The organism is Flavobacterium tegetincola DSM 22377 (assembly GCF_000425485.1).
Classification (GTDB): Bacteria; Bacteroidota; Bacteroidia; order Flavobacteriales; family Flavobacteriaceae; genus Flavobacterium; species Flavobacterium tegetincola.
Map to the genome: position 1 here is coordinate 1 of NZ_AUDN01000023.1, position 19,886 is coordinate 19,886.

The 19,886-nt window shown below is 35.7% G+C and carries 15 protein-coding genes and 1 pseudogene; 3 read left to right on the forward strand and 13 right to left on the reverse strand.

All coding sequences use genetic code 11. The features are described 5' to 3' along the window. Window positions 1-314 precede the first annotated feature (314 nt). From H602_RS0106040 to gdhA, 5 genes are all read right to left on the reverse strand, one after another. Window positions 315-710, reverse strand: a complete 396-nt coding sequence (locus tag H602_RS0106040) for a hypothetical protein (RefSeq protein WP_026977205.1) — start codon at window positions 708-710, stop codon at window positions 315-317. Window positions 711-1,026: 316 nt separating this feature from the next. Beyond that, entirely contained in the window at window positions 1,027-1,560 is a 534-nt protein-coding gene (locus tag H602_RS19290) for a hypothetical protein (RefSeq protein ID WP_026977206.1), read from the reverse strand. A gap of 773 nt (window positions 1,561-2,333) precedes the next feature. Further along, on the reverse strand, window positions 2,334-3,047 hold the full coding sequence (gene recO / locus H602_RS0106055; RefSeq protein ID WP_026977207.1) for a DNA repair protein RecO: 714 nt from the start codon (window positions 3,045-3,047) through the stop codon (window positions 2,334-2,336). Between the two features lie 28 nt (window positions 3,048-3,075). Further along, window positions 3,076-5,379: a type IX secretion system anionic LPS delivery protein PorZ gene (gene porZ / locus H602_RS0106060; protein ID WP_026977208.1), complete on the reverse strand. Its 2,304-nt coding sequence runs from the start codon at window positions 5,377-5,379 to the stop codon at window positions 3,076-3,078. 166 nt (window positions 5,380-5,545) lie between these two features. Further along, window positions 5,546-6,889 carry an NADP-specific glutamate dehydrogenase gene (gene gdhA / locus H602_RS0106065; protein ID WP_026977209.1) on the reverse strand — a complete coding sequence of 448 codons (1,344 nt, stop codon included), beginning with the start codon at window positions 6,887-6,889 and terminating at the stop codon, window positions 5,546-5,548. A gap of 243 nt (window positions 6,890-7,132) precedes the next feature. Between gdhA and H602_RS18260 the strand changes: the two genes are divergently transcribed. Beyond that, window positions 7,133-7,879: a THC0290_0291 family protein gene (locus tag H602_RS18260; protein WP_051224222.1), complete on the forward strand. Its 747-nt coding sequence runs from the start codon at window positions 7,133-7,135 to the stop codon at window positions 7,877-7,879. A gap of 19 nt (window positions 7,880-7,898) precedes the next feature. Here the strand turns inward: H602_RS18260 and H602_RS0106075 are convergent, their stop codons facing one another. Continuing rightward, window positions 7,899-9,701 (reverse strand): GNAT family N-acyltransferase, encoded by a 1,803-nt coding sequence (locus tag H602_RS0106075; protein WP_026977210.1) that lies wholly within the window; start codon window positions 9,699-9,701, stop codon window positions 7,899-7,901. A gap of 139 nt (window positions 9,702-9,840) precedes the next feature. On the opposite strand from H602_RS0106075, the gene H602_RS0106080 reads away from it, so the two are divergent. Together H602_RS0106080 and H602_RS0106085 are read left to right on the forward strand one after the other, a co-directional pair. Continuing rightward, window positions 9,841-10,602, forward strand: coding sequence for an exodeoxyribonuclease III (locus H602_RS0106080; protein ID WP_026977211.1), 762 nt, complete (start codon window positions 9,841-9,843; stop codon window positions 10,600-10,602). 25 nt (window positions 10,603-10,627) lie between these two features. After that, window positions 10,628-11,590 (forward strand): OmpA family protein, encoded by a 963-nt coding sequence (locus H602_RS0106085; RefSeq protein ID WP_026977212.1) that lies wholly within the window; start codon window positions 10,628-10,630, stop codon window positions 11,588-11,590. Between the two features lie 97 nt (window positions 11,591-11,687). Here the strand turns inward: H602_RS0106085 and H602_RS0106090 are convergent, their stop codons facing one another. The 7 genes and pseudogenes from H602_RS0106090 to H602_RS18265 all read right to left on the reverse strand — a co-directional run bounded on the left by H602_RS0106090 (window position 11,688) and on the right by H602_RS18265 (window position 19,885). Beyond that, entirely contained in the window at window positions 11,688-12,944 is a 1,257-nt protein-coding gene (locus tag H602_RS0106090) for a murein hydrolase activator EnvC family protein (protein WP_026977213.1), read from the reverse strand. A 24-nt stretch (window positions 12,945-12,968) separates the two neighbouring features. After that, entirely contained in the window at window positions 12,969-13,751 is a 783-nt protein-coding gene (gene lolB1, locus H602_RS0106095; RefSeq protein WP_026977214.1) for a lipoprotein insertase outer membrane protein LolB1, read from the reverse strand. A gap of 4 nt (window positions 13,752-13,755) precedes the next feature. Continuing rightward, a complete protein-coding gene (locus H602_RS0106100; RefSeq protein ID WP_026977215.1) occupies window positions 13,756-15,087 on the reverse strand; it encodes a tetratricopeptide repeat protein in 1,332 nt (443 codons plus the stop codon). Window positions 15,088-15,091: 4 nt separating this feature from the next. Further along, window positions 15,092-16,102: a sugar phosphate nucleotidyltransferase gene (locus H602_RS0106105; RefSeq protein WP_026977216.1), complete on the reverse strand. Its 1,011-nt coding sequence runs from the start codon at window positions 16,100-16,102 to the stop codon at window positions 15,092-15,094. A gap of 94 nt (window positions 16,103-16,196) precedes the next feature. After that, window positions 16,197-16,631 (reverse strand): dUTP diphosphatase, encoded by a 435-nt coding sequence (gene dut, locus H602_RS0106110; protein WP_026977217.1) that lies wholly within the window; start codon window positions 16,629-16,631, stop codon window positions 16,197-16,199. Between the two features lie 27 nt (window positions 16,632-16,658). Beyond that, the gene (locus tag H602_RS0106115; RefSeq protein WP_026977218.1) at window positions 16,659-18,140 is read right to left on the reverse strand and encodes a lipopolysaccharide biosynthesis protein; all 1,482 of its coding nucleotides are present in this window, start codon (window positions 18,138-18,140) and stop codon (window positions 16,659-16,661) included. A gap of 299 nt (window positions 18,141-18,439) precedes the next feature. Continuing rightward, a pseudogene (locus H602_RS18265) lies at window positions 18,440-19,885 on the reverse strand (NAD-dependent succinate-semialdehyde dehydrogenase). Window position 19,886 lies beyond the last annotated feature (1 nt).

Genomic DNA, 19,886 nt, shown 5'->3' on the forward strand with positions numbered 1-19,886 from the left:
GCATACAATATTGGTTTTTGACACGAGAGGTCCACCGGCTTGGTATCTTGGCGTTAGCCAAAAGGCAAAGTCCCACCAAAATTAACTTGGAATGGGTAAGGGCACTGTGCTCAAAAGTGAAGGTAAACACTAAAAAATGACCCACATTTTACTGCACAAAAAAAGAGGATCATCTAATCCTCTCGATATTCTTAAAAACGCTTTACGATAACTCCATAAGTGTTGACGGCATGTAATCGGTTCCGTTCAACACAGGTTTCATTGTTCGTTCTCCGAACGCAACGAAACCTTAGCTGTTGTACATAGTTTTTTTATCAGTCATCTGACATGAGTAGTAAAATCGTTTTATTTCCTTTATCTATTTTTACCGTGTCATTATCAATTTCCTTATGGATTCTAAAAGGAGCAGAAATATTAGATATTGTAGGAATAAATTTGGCGTTTTTTGGTCTCCAAATCGCCTTATCATTTGAATTTCCATAATCGTTCCTAATTATGGAAGTAGCACTTGCTATAAAGTATTTATTATTCAGAATATAAGCTCCTCTTTCATTATAAGCGTTTTCCACTTGAATATCATAACTTTTATCCTTATCTATTTTAATTAAGCTTTCACTGAAGTCGGAATTTCTTTTAATAAGATATAACATTCCTATTAGTCCGATTCCCATCATTACAAACACAAAATAGTTGAATTTCATTTTTTTCATTCAGATTGAGTTTTCTTAAAATTATGTACAACTAGCAAATATATGCAAGTTTATACAACTTTTTTCAATATTCATACTTGCTACCTTCTATATCTATCTAATCAGTAAATCATTTGCACTTTAACTCATGTCAACAGCAGGTGTATTTACAGGTGTAGAAGAATGATTTTTGCTTTACTTAGTCGCTTTGCAAACGCTTACAATCTGCTTCAAAAGGTAAGCAGGTACTCGATGCAATCGAGCACCAGAGGGGGAGCATTATTGCGAAAGAAATTTGTCATGCATGCACATTTCTCGCCATTTCATGAAACGGCTGTTAGCGGTTCGGCCTTTTGATATTTTGATTTTTTTCCATTAATTCACTTTTTCTAACCGCTTCATTTATTTCTTCTAGATTTCTGTAATCAATGGGAAATGGTAAATGGGTTGGATGATTTAAAAGTGTGTATTTCACTTCGCCAATATAATTTAAAGGAATATTTTTAAAATGTGTTATTTCAGTTAGCGGAAATTTATGTTTAGAATTAACACTAAGTACAAATCCTAAAGGCGGAAATGTTAGTTCATTTACTAATCCAAAATGATTAGTATACATATTAGTTAAGTTTCTTATTTTACCGACGTTATTTAGATACATAAATACTCTAAATTTTTCCGGTAACTTGTTTTCATTTGGATTTTTTATAAAATTTAGTAGTTCTGATTCATCGTCGGTAAATTCTGCATCATTTAAACAAATAAACATTGCCAATATTTGTTTGAGTAATTTTAGTGGTGAGATTTCAATCGTCGTGAAAATAGCCTTTGAAAAATTTTTATTTTGAAAAATTGCTTTTCCAGTTTGAGCCATTTTAAAATAATCAGGCACATAATTGTTTCCTAAAAAACTATTGCAATTTCTACAAAGACAGTAATTTCCAATTCCTCCTTGTTGTAATTTTTCTGAAGGTTTATAATCTTAAATGTGTGCATTTTTCGCATATTCCAAAAATGGAACGCTTTGAAATTTTGTATACTTATTGAATGCAACTTTCGGAGGAATATGTTCAAAACTTAAATCAGTTTTTTTTTACATATGCGACATATTCCATTCTGCATTTTTCTTCGTGACATAGGTGTTTAAATTTATAAAGTTTTCCCTGCGCAATTTTAGCCTGACCGCTAACTAGCAAATATACGCAAGTTTACACAACTTTTTTCAATATCCATACTTACTAGTTTAATTTCTAATACCCTCATCCGTCTACTTATTTGCTTCATCGTTGAAGCAGATAACCTCATCGAAAAGGCTTTTTTGGTGGTGAATCAGGCACATTGGGTGGTTGTTCAGGCTTTTTGACTTATGAATGACGCTTTTTGGGTGATGGATGAAGCAAAAAGCCTGTTTTTGAACCTGAAATTTTGTGGAATCAAGATTTTTGCTTGAATGTGTAAATGATTCTAAATAAATCATAAATTACTTAATAACCCCGATTGGAGGGAACATCCTCCCGTAATCATTGCGAGGTACGAAGCAATCTACGGGAGATGTGGAGGGAAAGCGGGAAAATGGAAGAGATTGCTTCTAAGCTCGCAATGACAAGCTCAAGCGATTCGCTCCTAATGCTACTTTAAATCGTATTGTTAAGAAAAAACTTCTACTAAAACCTCCAAAGATTTTGGCTTTCTAAAACCGTCGAGATGCAAGGCGTAATACTCTATAATAATTTTGAGTAGCTCTTGTCTTTCCTTTGCATTGAATAAAACTTGGGTAGAATCAAAACGCAATTCGAGTAGTTTTTTAAGTAAGTACGAATTGGTTTTGTTGAGGCAACTTACATTTTCAAAAGGGATGAAAATCCCTTCTCGCATTTCGAAAAAATCATAGTCAGGATTAGAATCTTCGGGATAAAAACCTAAAAATTTGGTGGACTCCATTAATAAAATCAAGTGGAAATTAGCGCTTTGGTCGTGCGTGTCCAACCACATCAAAGCGGCTTCAAGGAACGAGAAAAAGTCCGGATTTGCTTCTTCTTCATGAATGGAATGGTGCAGCATTTCTGACAGGAACATCACGATCGTACTCTTAAAAATATCAGTGGGAATGGAGGAGTACGGCTGACTGATTTTTATTTCTTTAAAATTTTCAAGGGTTCCTTTATTTTTATGAACTGCTTCAATTTCTAACAAGGTCAAGGGTTGAAAATAAGCAATTTTCTGATTGTTTTTTCTGCCTGAAAACGCATCGCGGACAAAGTAGGATTTGAGTCCGTCGGAAAGCGTAAAGCACTTGACTACTAAACTCTTTTCATTGAATTTTAACGCCGATAAAACGATTGCTTTGGTCTTTACCAACATTGTCGGGTGGAGGATTTAGGAATTGAGATTACCTTATGATCATTACTTTTCTAACGGCGGTTTCTACACCATCTGGCGCGGCTATAAAAATCATGTAGACTCCGGACGCCACTTTATATTTGCCAAAAGCGGTGGTGTTCCACTCAATGGTTCCTCCTTCAGAAATAACTTCATGAACTAAATTTCCAGAAATATCGGTAATTTTTACATTGGCTTTATCCAGCAATCCTGTAATTTTTACGGTTCCTGCAAAACCGGGACGAACGGGGTTTGGATAGACGATGACGTTATTTAAATCGCCGCTTCCATCTGTTGAAATTCCTTTGTAAACCACAATTCCTTGAGGTGTGGCAAAGAAAACTTCGCCCGTTATTGGGTTGATGTCAATATCATAAATGGTATTGGACGGCAATGGCGAATTGTCTACGGTAAAACGTTGTAAGGTTTGTTGCCCGTCTGATGAAAATTGAAATACGCCTGAATTTGCGGTTCCTACCCATTTATTATTGGCACCGTCTACGACAATATTGGTGATGAATTGTTCAAATAATAGCTCTTGCGCTACGTCTTCCTCTAAGATAATAATCGGGTTGGCAGTCATCTGACCCTCAGCATTAAACCGGTCCACGCTTGATAAAACGCGCAATCCTTTATTGGTACCAATCCACAGTTGGTTTCGGTTGTCAATGGCAAGTGTACGGATTTCGCGTGAAGGTAAATTTCCGTTTTCGCTTCCTTCTGTAATTACTTTTAAAGTATTTCCGTTTTCATTAAATGCAAAAACACCGTCTCTGGAAGCCATCCATTTGGTATTGTTTTTATCAATAACTAAACTTCCAAAATCGGGTAATTTGGGCAATATGGATTCTAGCGAGAAACTTTGCCATTGACCGTTTGTTTTTAAAACTTTTAATCCTTTAACTACTTTATTATTGGTAAGCCAAAGATTTCCTGATTTGTCAAAAACGGCATTGTTAATCCTAATATCATTCGGATTTCCTTCCACTTGTTCAAATTCTAATCCGTTTGGTGCTGTATTGGTTGCTGTAAATAACATAGAGGCTTCATCATTTTCCAATTTTAATAAACCCGAAAACATGGAGGAAATAAATACCTCATTTTTATTATTTGGATTAATAGAAATATGCGACAAGGCTTTTGCTCCCAAAACTTCGGTGGGCGGAATGTTTAACCACTTTTTATCTACTAGTTTTGAAATACCATATAAAGCTGGTCCACCAAAATTATCGTAATTATAAGGATTATAATCCGAATCATGTCCGCCAAAAACAACCCATAAATTTTCTGTAGAAGCGTTAATAGCAAAAGTGCTGTTCCTGATTGGACCGTCCGGAAGCAGGTAGTTAAAATTAACGGGGCCACTTGTTGAAGCTGTAATGACACCGTTTTCAGTGGTTCCAATATAAGCGGTGGTTCCGATGATTGCGGCACATGTAAATTTTGGCAAAATTAATTGATTTAACTGCGTATCATTTACAGTCAAGATGGGTCCCAATGTCGCATTAAAAAACCGAACTTGATTTGAAAATGTTATTGCCAATTGATTTTCAGTGGCACGCAAATCTACCGCTGGTTGTGCAAATTGTAAAAAGGGTTGAAATGAAGCTCCATTAAATCGTTGTAAGTTGCCACTGGTATTTATGGCTACTAATTCTGCACCTACTTGTGCTATTCCGTTCCATCCTCCGCTATTGATTTCAGTCCATTCTGAGAAATTGATAAGATTTGCACTCGTTATATTCGCTCTCCGGATTCCGTTAAAACTGCAAGAGGCATAGATAAATCCATTGAAAACAGTAGTTTGATTGACTGCAATTTCAGCACCATTGTTTCCAATAAAATACGTATCACCAAATAGCAAAGTGGCCAGATTGAACTGTACAATTCCAAAGTCGCAAGACAAGTATGCGATTCCTTCAAATTCCGTAAAATGATTGATCTTTTTTATGTTGGGCGGAAGCTGCTTGTTGATAATGTCTACCACTTTCTTTATGGAGCCGTCTGCTTCATTAACTACGATGAGTAAACCATTTTCATATCCAATCAAGGTTCTATTGAAAGTTGGACTGTGGTAAATACTAGAAATGGTTTGACCCGAAAGTCCGTCCACGGTATTGGTGGTTTTGATTTCATCCGTAGTAGTACTTCTAGAAAACAGTGCGTTTTCAGAGGCGGCAAAAAATTGAGTTGGAGATTGTGCGATGTCTTTAATATCGTTATATGAAAAATAGCCTTTCCAAGATTGGTTTTTTTGCGCAAAACCCGTTTGGATCAGCAGCATTGAGACTAAGGCTACGAAAAAATATTTCATCAGTATGAGATTTGAAGTGCAAATATACTACAAACGAAATTGTTGGCTTTTAATTCTATTTTGAAATAAAATAATCGTGTTTTCTTTCGCAAATTGCATTTGATTCCAAAAAAAAAAGACCGAATCTGAAGAATCAGATTCGGTCTTTTAAAATATATTGTAAGAATTATACTGCTCCTTGCGCTAACATTGCGTCTGCAACTTTAACGAATCCAGCAATATTTGCACCTTTTACGTAATCTACGTGTCCGTTTGCGTCAGAACCATATTGCACACATGATGCGTGAATATCTAACATAATGCGTTTTAATTTCTCATCTACTTCTTCGCTAGTCCAACCTAAACGTAAAGAGTTTTGTGACATTTCTAATCCAGAAGTTGCAACACCACCTGCATTAGATGCTTTTCCAGGTGCGAATAAAATTTTAGCATTTTGAAAGACAGTAACTGCTTCTGGAATACATGGCATGTTTGCTCCTTCAGAAACACAGATACAACCATTAGCAACAAGCATTTCTGCTTCTTCTTTGTTCAATTCATTTTGAGTAGCACAAGGCAAAGCGATGTCTGCTTTAACTTCCCATGGACGTTTTCCAGCTACATATTTAGCATTAGGATATTTGGTTAAATAATCACTAATACGACCGTAGTTTACGTTTTTAATTTCTTGAACATAAGCCAGTTTCTCAGCATCAATTCCGTCAGCATCGTAGATGTATCCACCAGAATCTGACATTGTAACTACTTTTCCTCCAAGTTCAGTTGCTTTTTCAGCAGCAAATTGCGCTACGTTTCCTGAACCAGAAACTACAATCGTTTTACCATTAATAGTATCGCCTTTGGTTTTTAGCATGCTTTCTGCAAAATACACGTTTCCGTATCCAGTTGCTTCAGGACGCATTCTTGAACCCCCAAATGAAGGTCCTTTTCCAGTTAAAACACCTGTAAATTCGTTTTGAATTCTTTTATATTGACCAAACATGAATCCAACTTCTCTTCCTCCAACTCCGATATCTCCAGCTGGAACATCTAAGTTTGGTCCGATATGACGGTATAATTCAGTCATAAATGCTTGACAGAATTTCATGATTTCGTTGTCTGATTTTCCTTTTGGATCAAAGTTAGCTCCACCTTTTCCTCCACCCATTGGCAAAGTAGTCAAACTGTTTTTGAACGTTTGCTCAAAAGCTAGGAACTTTAAAATACTTAAATTTACAGATGGATGGAAACGAATTCCTCCTTTGTAAGGTCCAATTGCTGAATTCATTTGAATTCTATACCCACGATTTACCTGAATAGTACCTGCATCATCCAACCAAACTACTCGGAAGGTAATGATACGCTCAGCTTCCACCATACGCTCTAAAAGCATCTTGTTCTGATACTTTTTGTTTTCTTCAATAAACGGAATTACAGTCTCAGCAACTTCGTGAACTGCTTGTAAAAATTCTGGCTCGTTAGGGTTATTTTTCGCAACCGCTTCAACAAATGACTTAATACTTTGTGACATGATTTTTAGATTATTAACGTTTAAGAAAACGTTTTCGTTTTAATCGGCAAAGATACTTTAAATAAATCTACTTTGTCACTATTTTTATCCAGAATTTAGATTATTTGCATTTTAGAAAGCACACGCGATACGTTAACAAAAATTACTAAAAACGCTCGTTTTTCAATGTGATATTTAATATATGAACTCATTGTATGTATTAATAATTATTTATATTTGTCCGCTTACCAACATTAACGCTATATGTTTCCTAAAAAACTACTATTGCTCTTACTATTGTGCACTATTTCTGTAGTGCATGCCCAATATGGAAGAACCTACCAAGAGATAGGAATTATGGGTGGTCCTGTCTTTTTTCAAGGTGATTTTGGCGAAAGAGGCACTTTTGAAAATACTACTAAGAACGTTGGGTTCTCCGGAAGCTTAGTATATTTTTTATCTTTAAATGTAAATCGTTCTAGTTTTGCCGAAAACTTTAAAGTTCGTTTTGATGTATCGGGAATGGCGGTAAATTTGCAACATTATGGTCCAACTACCGATTCAAATACCAACACAGGCAAGCAACTTAGAGCCATGCGAAGCGACGTTAAAATTGGTAGTGTTGGTGTGCAATTAGAATTTTATCCATGGAAAACCGATGATTACAGCGATGCCACTTGGAGTCCTTATGTAGCTGTCGGAACACAAATCAATAATTATTCGGCGAAAGCGTACTCGTTTGAAGGTCCAATTAATAATCAAAATGTAGTTCCCGAAAAATACGTGACTGGTTTTAGAAACAGTAGTGGAACCGCTTTTTCTGCTACAGGAAGTGTTGGAATTCGGTATAAACTAACCGATTACAACTATTTAGTTTTAGAAGGTCAAATGAAGTATTACTTTTCAGATTGGATTGAAGGTATGAATCCAGACCGTAACACCTATAAAGAAAACAAAAACAACGACTATTCAGGAATGCTGAATATTGGTTATGTTTACTACTTCAATTAGAAACAAATTCTGTCTATTTTTAATGTTCTTTTTCAGCTAGTTTCCGTTCCAATTCTGCTTGGAATTCTTCCATTACTGGCTTCATTGTACTTTCTGGTATATCTGCAATTCGGATGTACATCAAACCATCTACCGCATTATTAAACAATGGATCTACGTTAAACGCCACTACCTTTGCATTTTGCTTGATATATTTTTTAATTAAAACGGGCAATCTTAAGTTACCTGGTTCCAACTCGTCAATTATTTTGTCAAATTTATTCAAATCCGATTCTGCCTCGTCAAAAATGAAATCTTTGTCAGCATCTTTAAGTTTGACTTTGTAATTCTTTTTAGGATTGATGTATTGAGCAATGTACGGATCATAGTAATTAGACTTCATAAATTCAATCATCAATGATTTTGAAAAATCAGAAAATTGATTGCTAATACTCACGCCGCCAATCAGGTATTTATGTTCTGGATAACGCAACGTGGTGTGCATTATTCCTTTCCAAAGTAAGAATAAAGGCATCGGCTTTTGCTGGTATTCTTTGATCACAAAGGCACGACCCATTTCAATGGATTTGCTCATCATGTCAAATAATTCTGGCTCAAAACGAAATAATTCTTGCAAGTAAAAGCCTTCAATACCATATTTCGGGAAAATTTCTGATCCCAATCCCATTCGATAAGCTCCTGCAATTTTTTGTGCATCTTGATCCCAAAGAAACATGTGGTGGTAGTATTTATCAAACTTATCCACATCAATAGACTCATTGGTTCCCTCGCCTACTTCCCTAAAAGTAATTTCGCGCAGACGACCTAACTCGTGTAAAATGGTAGGAATTTCATTCGCTTTTGCAAAAAACACTTCATAGTTCTTACTTTGCAACAAACGTGCGTCAGCATCCCTCAACTTTGTTACCTCGGCAACAATTTTATCATGATGTGCCGCAGCGGCAATTTCTTTCTTTTTTTTAGGAATTTTTAAGCTTGGGGTTTGCAAAAGTTTACTTTCCTTTTCAAAAGGATTTGCCAACATGTATGTTTTTTTGCGTAAAAATTCGCGATAATCATCAATTGTAACGTGTTCGTTTTGCTCTGCAACAGAGATCGCTTTACCAATTCTAACTTTAATAATTCTACCCTTTTGAGTCAGTAGTTCTGATGGTAGTTTTGCAGTTCTAAAAGTCGGTCCGAGTTTAGAAAACCAGTAAAAAAACCAGCTGTTTTTAGCATGAAAATAAATGGGAACTACAGGAACTTGTGCTTTCCGAATCACTTTAATTGCCCCTTCTTCCCAAGCTTTATCCACCACCAATTTTCCATCTCTATACGTTGAAACTTCTCCCGCAGGAAACATACCCAATGGTTTTCCATCGCTTAAATGACGCAAAGTTTCCTTGATTCCAACCACGCTTGACTTTACATCTTTATGATTTTCAAAAGGATTCACTGGCATGATGTAGGGTTTTAACGGATCAATTCGGTGAAGTAAAAAGTTAGCTATTATCTTAAAGTTAGGCTCCCGTTCTAGCATCAATTTCAAAAGTAAGATGCCGTCAATTCCTCCCAACGGATGGTTGGAAATTGTAATGTAAGCACCGTCTTTTGGTAATCTTTTTAAATCTTCTTCCGGAATCTCAAATTTTATTTTTAAATCGTCTAAAATTGCGTTTAAAAAATCAACATCCGATAAATGCTTATTTCGGTCATACATTTCATTAAGATCCGAAATTTTAAGAATTTTCATCAACAACCAACCTGAAAATTGCCCTAAAATACCGTATTTTTCAGTGTTAATTGCTTTGGAAATTTCCTTTGCAGTTACTAGACCCATTCGTTTTGTTTTATATTGGCGGAAAAACAAAGATAGCAAAACTACTCATTAAATAACATTCCTACTTATAAACATTCGCCTATTTTAGAATAATCAATCCTTTTTATTTACTTTTGAGTGCATAAAATAAAGGCATAAAATGAAAATTATTTCTTATAATGTAAACGGTATTCGAGCGGCAATAACCAAAGGATTCTTGACTTGGCTTGAACAAGCAAATCCAGATGTAATTTGTCTACAGGAAATTAAAGCAATGAAAGAGCAAGTTCCTGTGGAGGAATTTGAAAAATTAGGTTACAAATACAATTACTGGTTTTCTGCACAAAAAAAAGGCTACAGCGGCGTTGCAGTCTTATCTAAAATTGAACCTAAAAACGTTGTAGAAGGAACAGGAATTGAGCACATGGATTTTGAAGGCCGAAACTTACGGTTGGATTTTGATGCTTTTTCTGTGATGAGTTTGTACTTGCCTTCAGGAACAAATGATGCACGATTGGACCACAAGTTCATGTACATGGATGATTTTCAAAATTATATTACAGAATTGAAGAAGGAAATTCCAAATTTAATTATCTGTGGCGATTATAATATTTGCCGCGAAGCCATTGACATTCACGATCCAATTCGATTAAAGAACACTTCTGGATTTTTGCCTAATGAACGTAAATGGCTGGACCTTTTTATGCAAAATGGATTTGTAGACAGTTTCCGTCACTTTAATAGTGAACCCCACAATTATACTTGGTGGAGTTATCGAGCTGGAGCCAGAGGTAACAATAAAGGCTGGAGAATTGACTATATTTTAGTCGCAAAATCACTTGAAGATAAATTAGAACGCGCGGTAATTTTGGCGGATGCAAAACATTCCGACCATTGTCCCGTTATGATTGAAATTAAATAACTTTTCCAAAACAATTAAAACTATGATTATCAAAAAAATTTCGGTTGGACTGCTTATTTTAGGCTTGACAAGTTCTTGCGTTTCCAAAAAATTGTACAATGATTTGGAAAACAAATATGCCAACTTGAAAAAGGAAAGTCGTGACATGAGCGATAGTAATGAGGATTTGGCGAAGGCCAAAAACAAGTTGGAACTCGACCAATCGGCACTTCAGGAAGAATTGAACAAGACCAAAGCAGAACGAGATAAATATCTGGCTGATTTAACTGCAGGTCAGAATAATATGAAAAATCTTCAAAGCTCCTACAGCGCTTTAGAAAAAAACAGTGATGACGCACTGAAAACAAACATGGATAAAAACCGTGAGTTACTTGCAAAACTTGAAGCTAAAGAGAAAGCTTTGGCTGCAGAACAAGAGCGCTTGAACAAATTAATGGCTGATTTTCAAGAACGCTCCAATCGTGTGGCAGAATTGGAAGGCGTGATTAATGCACAAAGCGAAAACTTAAAAAAATTAAAAGCGACACTTTCTAAAGCGTTAAATGCTTTTGAAGGAAAAGGTTTGACCGTTGAACAGAAAAACGGAAAAGTATACGTTTCTATGGAAAACAAATTGTTGTTTCAAACCGGAAGTTGGAATGTAGGTTCAGAAGGTAGAAAAGCCGTTGTGGAAGTGGGCAAAGTTTTAGGTCAAAATCCAGAAATTACGGTTTTAATTGAAGGCCACACGGACAATGATAAATTTGCTGGAGCGATGGGTCAAATTGAAAATAACTGGGACTTATCTACCAAAAGAGCTACCGCAATTGTAAACATTTTGAGCGAAAATAAATCCATCAACAAACAAAGCTTGACTGCTGCAGGTCGTGGCGAATATGCTCCTTTGGCATCCAATGAAACCGCAGAAGGCAAAGCAAAAAACCGTAGAATTGAAATCATCTTGACTCCAAAATTAGATGAAATTTCTAAGATGTTGAATGATTTGTAATTGAGGTTAAAAAGTTAGAAATTTATATTTCTTGCCGCAATAAAATAAGGCTTGATTTTGAAATTCAAAATCAAGCCTTTTTTATGCTCTGTTTCTACTAGTTAGCACTCAACCAAGGTTGTGGATTGGTGTATCCTGAATTCTGAGTTATTAAAAACTTTAAAACCGTTTTGCCGGTCTCGCTACTTGTTCTAATAGTTCCGATGTTTTGTTTGATTGACACTTTTTCTCCCTTTACAACATTTACCGAACTCAAATTATGGTACACAGAGAAGAAATCCCCGTGCTGAATGATCACAGATTTCTGAACAGGCGAAATATATTGAATACTAAATACTTCTCCACCAAATACTGCTCGTGCTTGAGCGCCTGTACTTGTTGTAATTTCAATTCCACTGCTATGCACTGTTAAAAATTTCAATTCTGGATGCGGCTGATCTCCGTAACGTTGCGTAATTTCGCCCGTGGCAACTGGCCAAGGAAGTCTACCTTTATTGGCTTTAAAACTATCTGAAATAATTTTAGCCTCTGGCGTAAGTACAATTTTCTCCGATTTTTCAATAGCACGTGTTTCTGCTACAGTCGTTTTTGGATTTGCTTTTTTCATCGCGGCCGCTGCTTTTCTGTTGGCTTCAGCAATGGCTTCCTTAATTATACGGTCAATTTTTCGGTCAATATCTTTTGACTCTTGCTGTTTCTTTTTGATCTCCTGCCCAATTTTTTTCTTGTCTTTTTGAATTGCAGCAGATAGTTTTTCTTGTTCTACTTTCTCTTTTTGCAAAGCAATTCGTTCTTTTTCTTGTTCAACAAGTAGTTTTTGCTTTTCTACCTTTTGTGCATCTAGCTTTGTATTTAAGCTTACTAATTTGTCACTTTTGACTTTTATTTCTTCACCTTGCGACTTTCTAAAACTCGCATATTGCTTCATGTATTGTGCACGTTTATAAGCTTGCAAAAACGTTTCCGAAGACAAAAGAAACATCGCCCTACTTTGTTCCGAACGACTTTTGTACGATTTGATAATCAGTTTTGCATAATCCGCTTTCAAGACTTTCAATTCCCGGTTGAGCTGATTTACTTTAAGTTGATTGGTATACATTTCGTCCTTTAAGATCTTAGCCTGCTTTTCGGTAGTTCGAATCAAGCTTTCACGCAAGCGGATTTTTTCCCTTTGCTGAATAATTTCAGTTAAAATGGACTTCTGTTTTTTGTCTTGACTGCGCAACAATGCTTCTTGGGCACGAATTTCTTTTTGAATCTGCTCTTTACGTTGTTCCAATTTTTCCTGAGCCGTTTGACTCCAAGCCGAAGCGGAACAAATTAAAAAAACGAGTATGAAAAGGTATTTTGGCATGTTTATAAAAATATTTGTGCAAATTTAGTCAATAAAAGTTCGATCGTAATCACTTGGAACACTATAAGGGAAGGAAATTTCGTCATTAAATTTAACAGAACTGTAAAAAATGCCAATTTGTGTTTTCTTATCTTGATTGAGTGCTTCGATTTTCAAGGCTGTTGGAAACGAAAGTTTATCGTATTGTTGATGGCTGGGATAACCCACTGTCAACGTCCTGTTTTCTGCCAATTGCTGAATTTGCTGTTTTTTTATTAAAAACATAGAAGCCTCAAAAAGAAAGGTTTTCAATGTGTTTTTTGTCGATTTATCTTCTAATTTGTACAGTCCTTCTTCTACTGAACTTTCTAATTTTGCGTTTTCCAAATTGTCAAAAGCTTCACCTATAAGCATGTTCTGCACTTTCGTGAAATCCAAGTCGGTTCCCAACCATTTGCTTAACGTAGTATAATCGCCTTCAAAATAATTGCCACCGCTTTTCTCGTAATACTTTACTTCTGTGGGTGTTATAAGTCCCTTTGCCATAGTAATTCCGAAAAAACGGATACTAATTAGAATTTTCTCGTCTTTCTGAATTCTAATATCTGCTGAAAGATTTAAAGATTCTTTTGGGCCTTTATAATCTACAGCTGCTTTTATGTACGCCGTTTTGAAATCTTTATTCAGTTCATAATGACTCCGAACTAATTTTTCCGCTTTCAAGGGTTTAACCGCATCTGCTTCCGTAATAAATGCTTTAGGTTTACACGCACTTATTGTCAATAGAAACAGTAATGCAAAGAAAGGAAACCACTTTTTTGAATTCATTTTTTTATTTTTTTAATAATTGGTCGGCTTTCTTAAAATACAATTCTTTCTTTTTTTGATCGCCCAAACCGTTGTATGCTTCACCCAATTGAATGTTGAAATTAATTTCCAACGCTTTATTTTCTATAACATAATCTATTCCAGATTCTAAATAATCTTTGGCTTGACTGAATTTTTTAAGCTGGTTGTTTGCTAATCCTGCAAAATAATACAAGTCCGGTTGCGAAGGAAAAAGTTCGGTCATTTCCTCGGATTTCTTTGCCAAAGCTTCAAAATCTTCCAATTTTACGTACGCTTGAAACAATAACAATGCCGTTTCTAAATCATTTGGATTATTGGACAATTGCATCGCATAATAGGTTTTTGCTTGGTTCCAATCCTCTTTACTTTGAAAAAATTTACCTATTTCTTTGGCAACGGCTACTTCTTTATCTTCACTAAAATAAGAAACTGCTTTTTGCAATTCGGCTTCGTAACCTGCATTGTTTTTAGCAAAAATCAGAAACTCGTTCAATACACGGTGTTTTATTTTATTGTCAATTTTATTGCTATCTAGAATCTGATTCATAGCTTTAACGGCTTTTGGTCCGTCATTATTGTTCAAGTGAAATTTGAATAAACTCACTTGAGCCCAATCGGAATCCGGAATAGCTTTTTCCAATTTCTTAGCAACTTCCATTGCTTTTTCTTCCTGATTGCTGTTGGAATACAGATAAATCAAAGCGATGTAATTGGATTCGTCTTTTGGATTTTCTGCAATGGACTTCAACAAATCATCCTTTTCACTTCCTTGAAATCGTGCGTCTTGTAAAATTTGTTTCTTGTAATTTTCCCTCTTTTCTGATTTTCCAACCGTATCATTTAACTCATTGATCAATGCTAAAGCTTTGTCAAATTGCTGTGTATACATATACAATGAAGTCAAATCCTCTCTATATCCTAAATCAAAAGCAACGAGTTTTTCAACAAGAACCACCGCTTGATTGTAATCTTTGGTTTGGAAACACACATCATACATTCCATGCAAATACCATCTATTTTTGGGATCAATCTGAAACGCTTTTTCAAAAGAATCATAAGATGCTTTGTAATCGCGTAATTTCAGATAATTACGACCTAATTCATTATAAACTGCGGCATTGTTGGGTTCTAAAACTAGGCATTTTTTTAAGGATTCAATTGCTCGATCATTGTTTTCAATGCCTTTTTGTTTCAAAGCTTCGTAATAGGACAATTGAAATTCATTAGTTGCCAAAGCAATATCGTCCGGCTCTTGTTGTGCAAAAGTGGTTCCAGACAAACTGAGCAATACTAGTCCTATTACAAATTTTTTCATTGTACTAATTTAAAACAGAATAATCGCCTATACTGATCGAGGTAAAATTACCATCAAATGAAGCGTGATTTCCAATCATGGCATTGTCTAAATTGGCGTTTTTTATGTGGGAATGGGTTTGAACTAAACTATTTTTAATTGTAGAATCAATAACGTGACAACCTTTACCCAAAGACACATTCGGACCAACGGTTGCATTTCTCAAAACAACGCCTTCGCCAATATAACATGGAGAGATGATTGTTGCATTTTCTTTCTTTACATCAGAAGCAATTAAATCCTCGCCATCTGCATGTAGAAAACCTAACATTCTAGTATTGGTATCTACCGTTACTTCTTTGTTACCGCAATCCATCCATTCATCTACTTTTCCGGGAACGAATTTCATTCCCTTGGCCATCATTTGCTTGATACCGTCGTTAATTTGGTATTCGCCACCGTGAATGATATTATTGTCAATAACCAACTGCAATTCTTCTTTAAGAACTGCGACGTCTTTAAAATAATAGATTCCAATAACTGCCAAATCAGATACAAACTCTTTTGGTTTTTCCACCAATTCCACGATCTCATTTTTGTCGTTCAAATTGATAACCCCAAAAGCTTCGGGTTGATCCACTTGTTTCACCCAAATTACACTATCTGCTGAAGTATCCAAGTCAAAATCGGCACGAATCAAAGTATCTGCATACGCAATTACGGCGGGACCGCTCAACGAATCTTTGGCACACATAATAGCGTGACCTGTTCCTAGAGCTTCATTTTGGTAATAAATAGTTCCTTTAGCACCTAATTTTTCAGCAATAGCAATCAAATCCTCTTCCACTTTTTTACCAAAACTTTCGTGAATGATAAAAGCTACTTCGTCTATAGGTTGGTTTAAAACTCCAGCGATATCTTCTACCAAACGGTGCACTATTGGTTTTCCTGCAATTGGAATTAATGGTTTTGGGATTGTTAATGTGTGTGGTCTTAATCGGGAACCTCTTCCCGCCATTGGTACTATTATTTTCATGATTTGTGATTTTTAACGCAAAGTTCGCAAAGGTTTTTCGCAAAGTTCACAAAGATTTTATATTTGTTTAAAATTTAATACTAGTAATTATGTACTATTTTGTCCCCGTGCTTCCAAAACCACCTTCGCCTCTTACGGTTTCTGATAATTCTGTTACTGATTCCCATTCAGCACGTTCGTGTTTTGCAATGATCATTTGTGCAATTCGTTCTCCGTTTTCTATTTTGAAAGGCACATTGGATAAATTTACTAAAATTACACCAACTTCTCCACGGTAATCGGCATCAATTGTTCCGGGAGCGTTTAAAACTGTTATGCCATTTTTAGCAGCCAGTCCGCTTCGTGGACGAACTTGTGCTTCAAAACCGATAGGTAATTCTAGGAACAAACCTGTTTTCACAATTGCACGTTCTAAAGGTTGTAATACAATAGCTTCTGAAATATTGGCTCTTAAATCCATTCCGGCTGAAGCCAAAGTTTCATAATTGGGTAATTCGTGTTGTGATTTATTGATTATTTTAATTTTCATAATGCTTTTTTTTTATGGAACCGAAAATTAAACTTTTCTTTTTAAAATTCGATTGATAAGTTCTTTTTCGTTGTAATAAATAAAATAGGTAAACGCAATTAACATCGGAACGCCTACGAAGTAATTTTCTCTGAAAAGATAAAAATAAACTGCCGAAAATAGGATAGAAATCCCAAGATAGGAACTGATTTTTTTCATGTCGTACGGAATTGGATAATACTTGTTTCCAAGAACATAGGATATGAACATCATCATTCCATAGGCAACAATCGTAGCAATTGCAGCACCCATAAATCCTTGCCCATAATTTTCTTGAAAAACAGGAATCAGTAAAAAGTTTAATACTAAGGTTAAAACAGCACCAACGATAGAAATCCAAGCTCCGATATGCGTTTGATTTGTCAATTTATACCAAACCGAAAGATTGGTATAAATTCCTAGAAAAAAGTTTGCCAAAATAATTAGCGGTACGACTCCCATTGCATCCCAATATATAGAATTTGGAATCATAATAAATTTTAAAACATCTGCAAAAACTATAATTCCTAACGTCATTAATGAACCGAAAATTACAAAATATTTAGTGATCGTTGCATACGTTTGTTTGGCATTTTCATTGGAAGCATAGCTAAAGAAAAATGGTTCAATTCCCAGCGTATATGCTGTACGAAACAATACCATAAATAAGCCTAATTTATAACAAGCGGCATAAATTCCAACTTGTTCCTCTGCTACATCAGCTGGCAAAAGGTAATTGAGCAAAAGTTTGTCCACTTGATCATTAATGGCAAAGGCGATTCCTGCAATAAGAATTGGAAATCCATATTTCATCATTCTTTTCCACAGTGAAAAATCAAATTTCCACTTAATTTGAAAGTAGTTGGGCACAAGCACAAGGAAAGTCAATAAACTAGCCACAATATTGGAAATGAAAATATAGCCAATTTCGAAATTTTCAAAGTAAATTGAGCTAATAAGACCCTTTGGACTATCCGAAGCAATTTCAGGTAAGAGAAGTAAAAAGAAAAGATTCAATCCCAAATTAACAACTACATTTCCAATTTTAATTGCTGCGTAAAATAGCGGTCTTTGGTAGGCTCTTAGCTTTGAAAACGGAATAATAACCAATGCATCTAGAGCCAAAATCCAGATGACATACGTAATGTATTGCACATCAATTTCAAGAAAATCACTTGCAGAATTCCTGAATAATAAGGCGATGGCTAAAAATGAAATCGTGGTCCAAAAGATAGAAACCATCGAAGTTTCTACTACTGACTTCTTATTTTCTTCTGTATTGTAGAAACGAAAAAAGGAAGTTTCCATTCCGTAAGCCAATATCACATTGAAGAAAATAATGTAAACAAAAATCACACTCACGCGACCGTATTCTTCGGCAGGAAGCAAATCCGTATAAAGCCGAACCAGAATGAAACTCAACATTCGCGGAACGACAGTGGCCAGTCCGTAAATGGCGGTTTGCTTAAAGAGGTTTTTGAATAATCCCAAAGTTGCGGTTTTGATTTTTTAGAGTGACAAAGATAGGAAAATTGGATTGGGAATTGGAGCATGAAAATCGGAGAATGGACAGCGTAATTTTACAATTCTTTGCTTAGTTAGCTTTTTTAGTAATTGTACTTTCAAATACAAGATTTGAAACCAATTCAACTTAAAAAATTATATTGATGTGCTTAAAATAAAAATTTCTTTCTAACAGGATTTTAAGCATCCCGTTAGAAAGAAATTTTTAACTTCAAAAAGAAGTTTTAGCGAACTCTACTTCTTTGTGATTCGTTGGATTTCCAAATTTATTTCACATTTCCAGTACAAATATATTTGAGAACCACAAAATCATCTAATCCATAAACCGAACCTTCGCGACCTTGACCCGATTGCTTGATACCGCCAAATGGCGCAACTTCTGTCGAAATTAGTCCGGCATTAAGTCCTACCATTCCGTATTCTAAAGCTTCACTTACTCTAATGGAACGGTTAAGATCATTGGTGTAAAAATAAGATGCAAGACCAAATTCGGTATCATTGGCCATTTCAATTGCTTCTTCTTCCGTTTTGAATTTAAAAATTGGAGCAATTGGGCCGAAAATTTCCTCTTTGGCAAATCGCATTTTGTTCGTCGCATTTGCAATTATGGTTGGTTCGAAGAAATACGCATCGATTTTGGAACCACCTAATTTTATAGATCCGCCATTTTCTTTGGCATCAGCTACAAACTCCACCATTTTGGCAATCGCTTTCTCGTCAATTAAAGGACCAAAATTGACTCCTTCGTCAAGACCATTTCCGATTTTTAAATTCTTAACTTCTTCAACAAATAACTTTACGAATTCGTCATGAACTTCTTCTTGCACTAAAAATCTGTTGATACAAACACATGTTTGTCCAGAAAATCTAAACTTCCCAGCAATAGCACCTTGCACTGCTTCTTGCAGGTTGGCATCTTTAAATACAATGAAAGGTGCATTTCCACCAAGTTCTAAGCTAAGTTTCTTGAGACCTTCACTGCATTGCTGCATGAGTATTTTTCCAACTCTTGTTGACCCCGTGAACGATATTTTGGCTACTTTAGGATTTTCACAAAGTTCTTTTCCCATTGCTGATGAATCAGCACCCACAACCACGTTTACAACTCCTTTTGGAAATCCAGCTTCATGTGCTAATTGAGCCAATGCTAAAGCGGTAAAAGGCGTCATAATACTTGGACGAACAATTACAGAACATCCCACGGAAAGAGCAGGTGCTATTTTTCTAGTAATCATCGCAATTGGGAAATTCCAAGGTGTAATTGCCCCTACAACTCCGATGGGCTAGCGAATTACAGAAATACGACGATCTTCAGTAAAACCTGGAATCACTGTTCCGTTGTTACGCTTGGCTTGCTCTGCAAACCATTGAATGAAAGAGGCACCATAACCAATTTCTCCCTTGCATTCTTCAAGTGGTTTGCCTGATTCTAAGGCCATAATATGTGCTATGGCCTCTTTGTTTTCCATAATCAGATCAAACCACTTCATCAAAATGATGGATCGGTCTTTTGCAGTCTTCCTTTTCCAAATTGGAAATGCTAGATGTGCTGCATCAATAGCTTCCTTCATCGTAGTGACATTACTGTTGTCTACTTGGCCAACAATAGAACCGTCAGCAGGATTATTTACATCAATTTTATCTGCTTTATTCTCTTTCCATTCGCCATTTACGTAGGATTGATGGAACATTAAATCTTTATACGTTTTCATA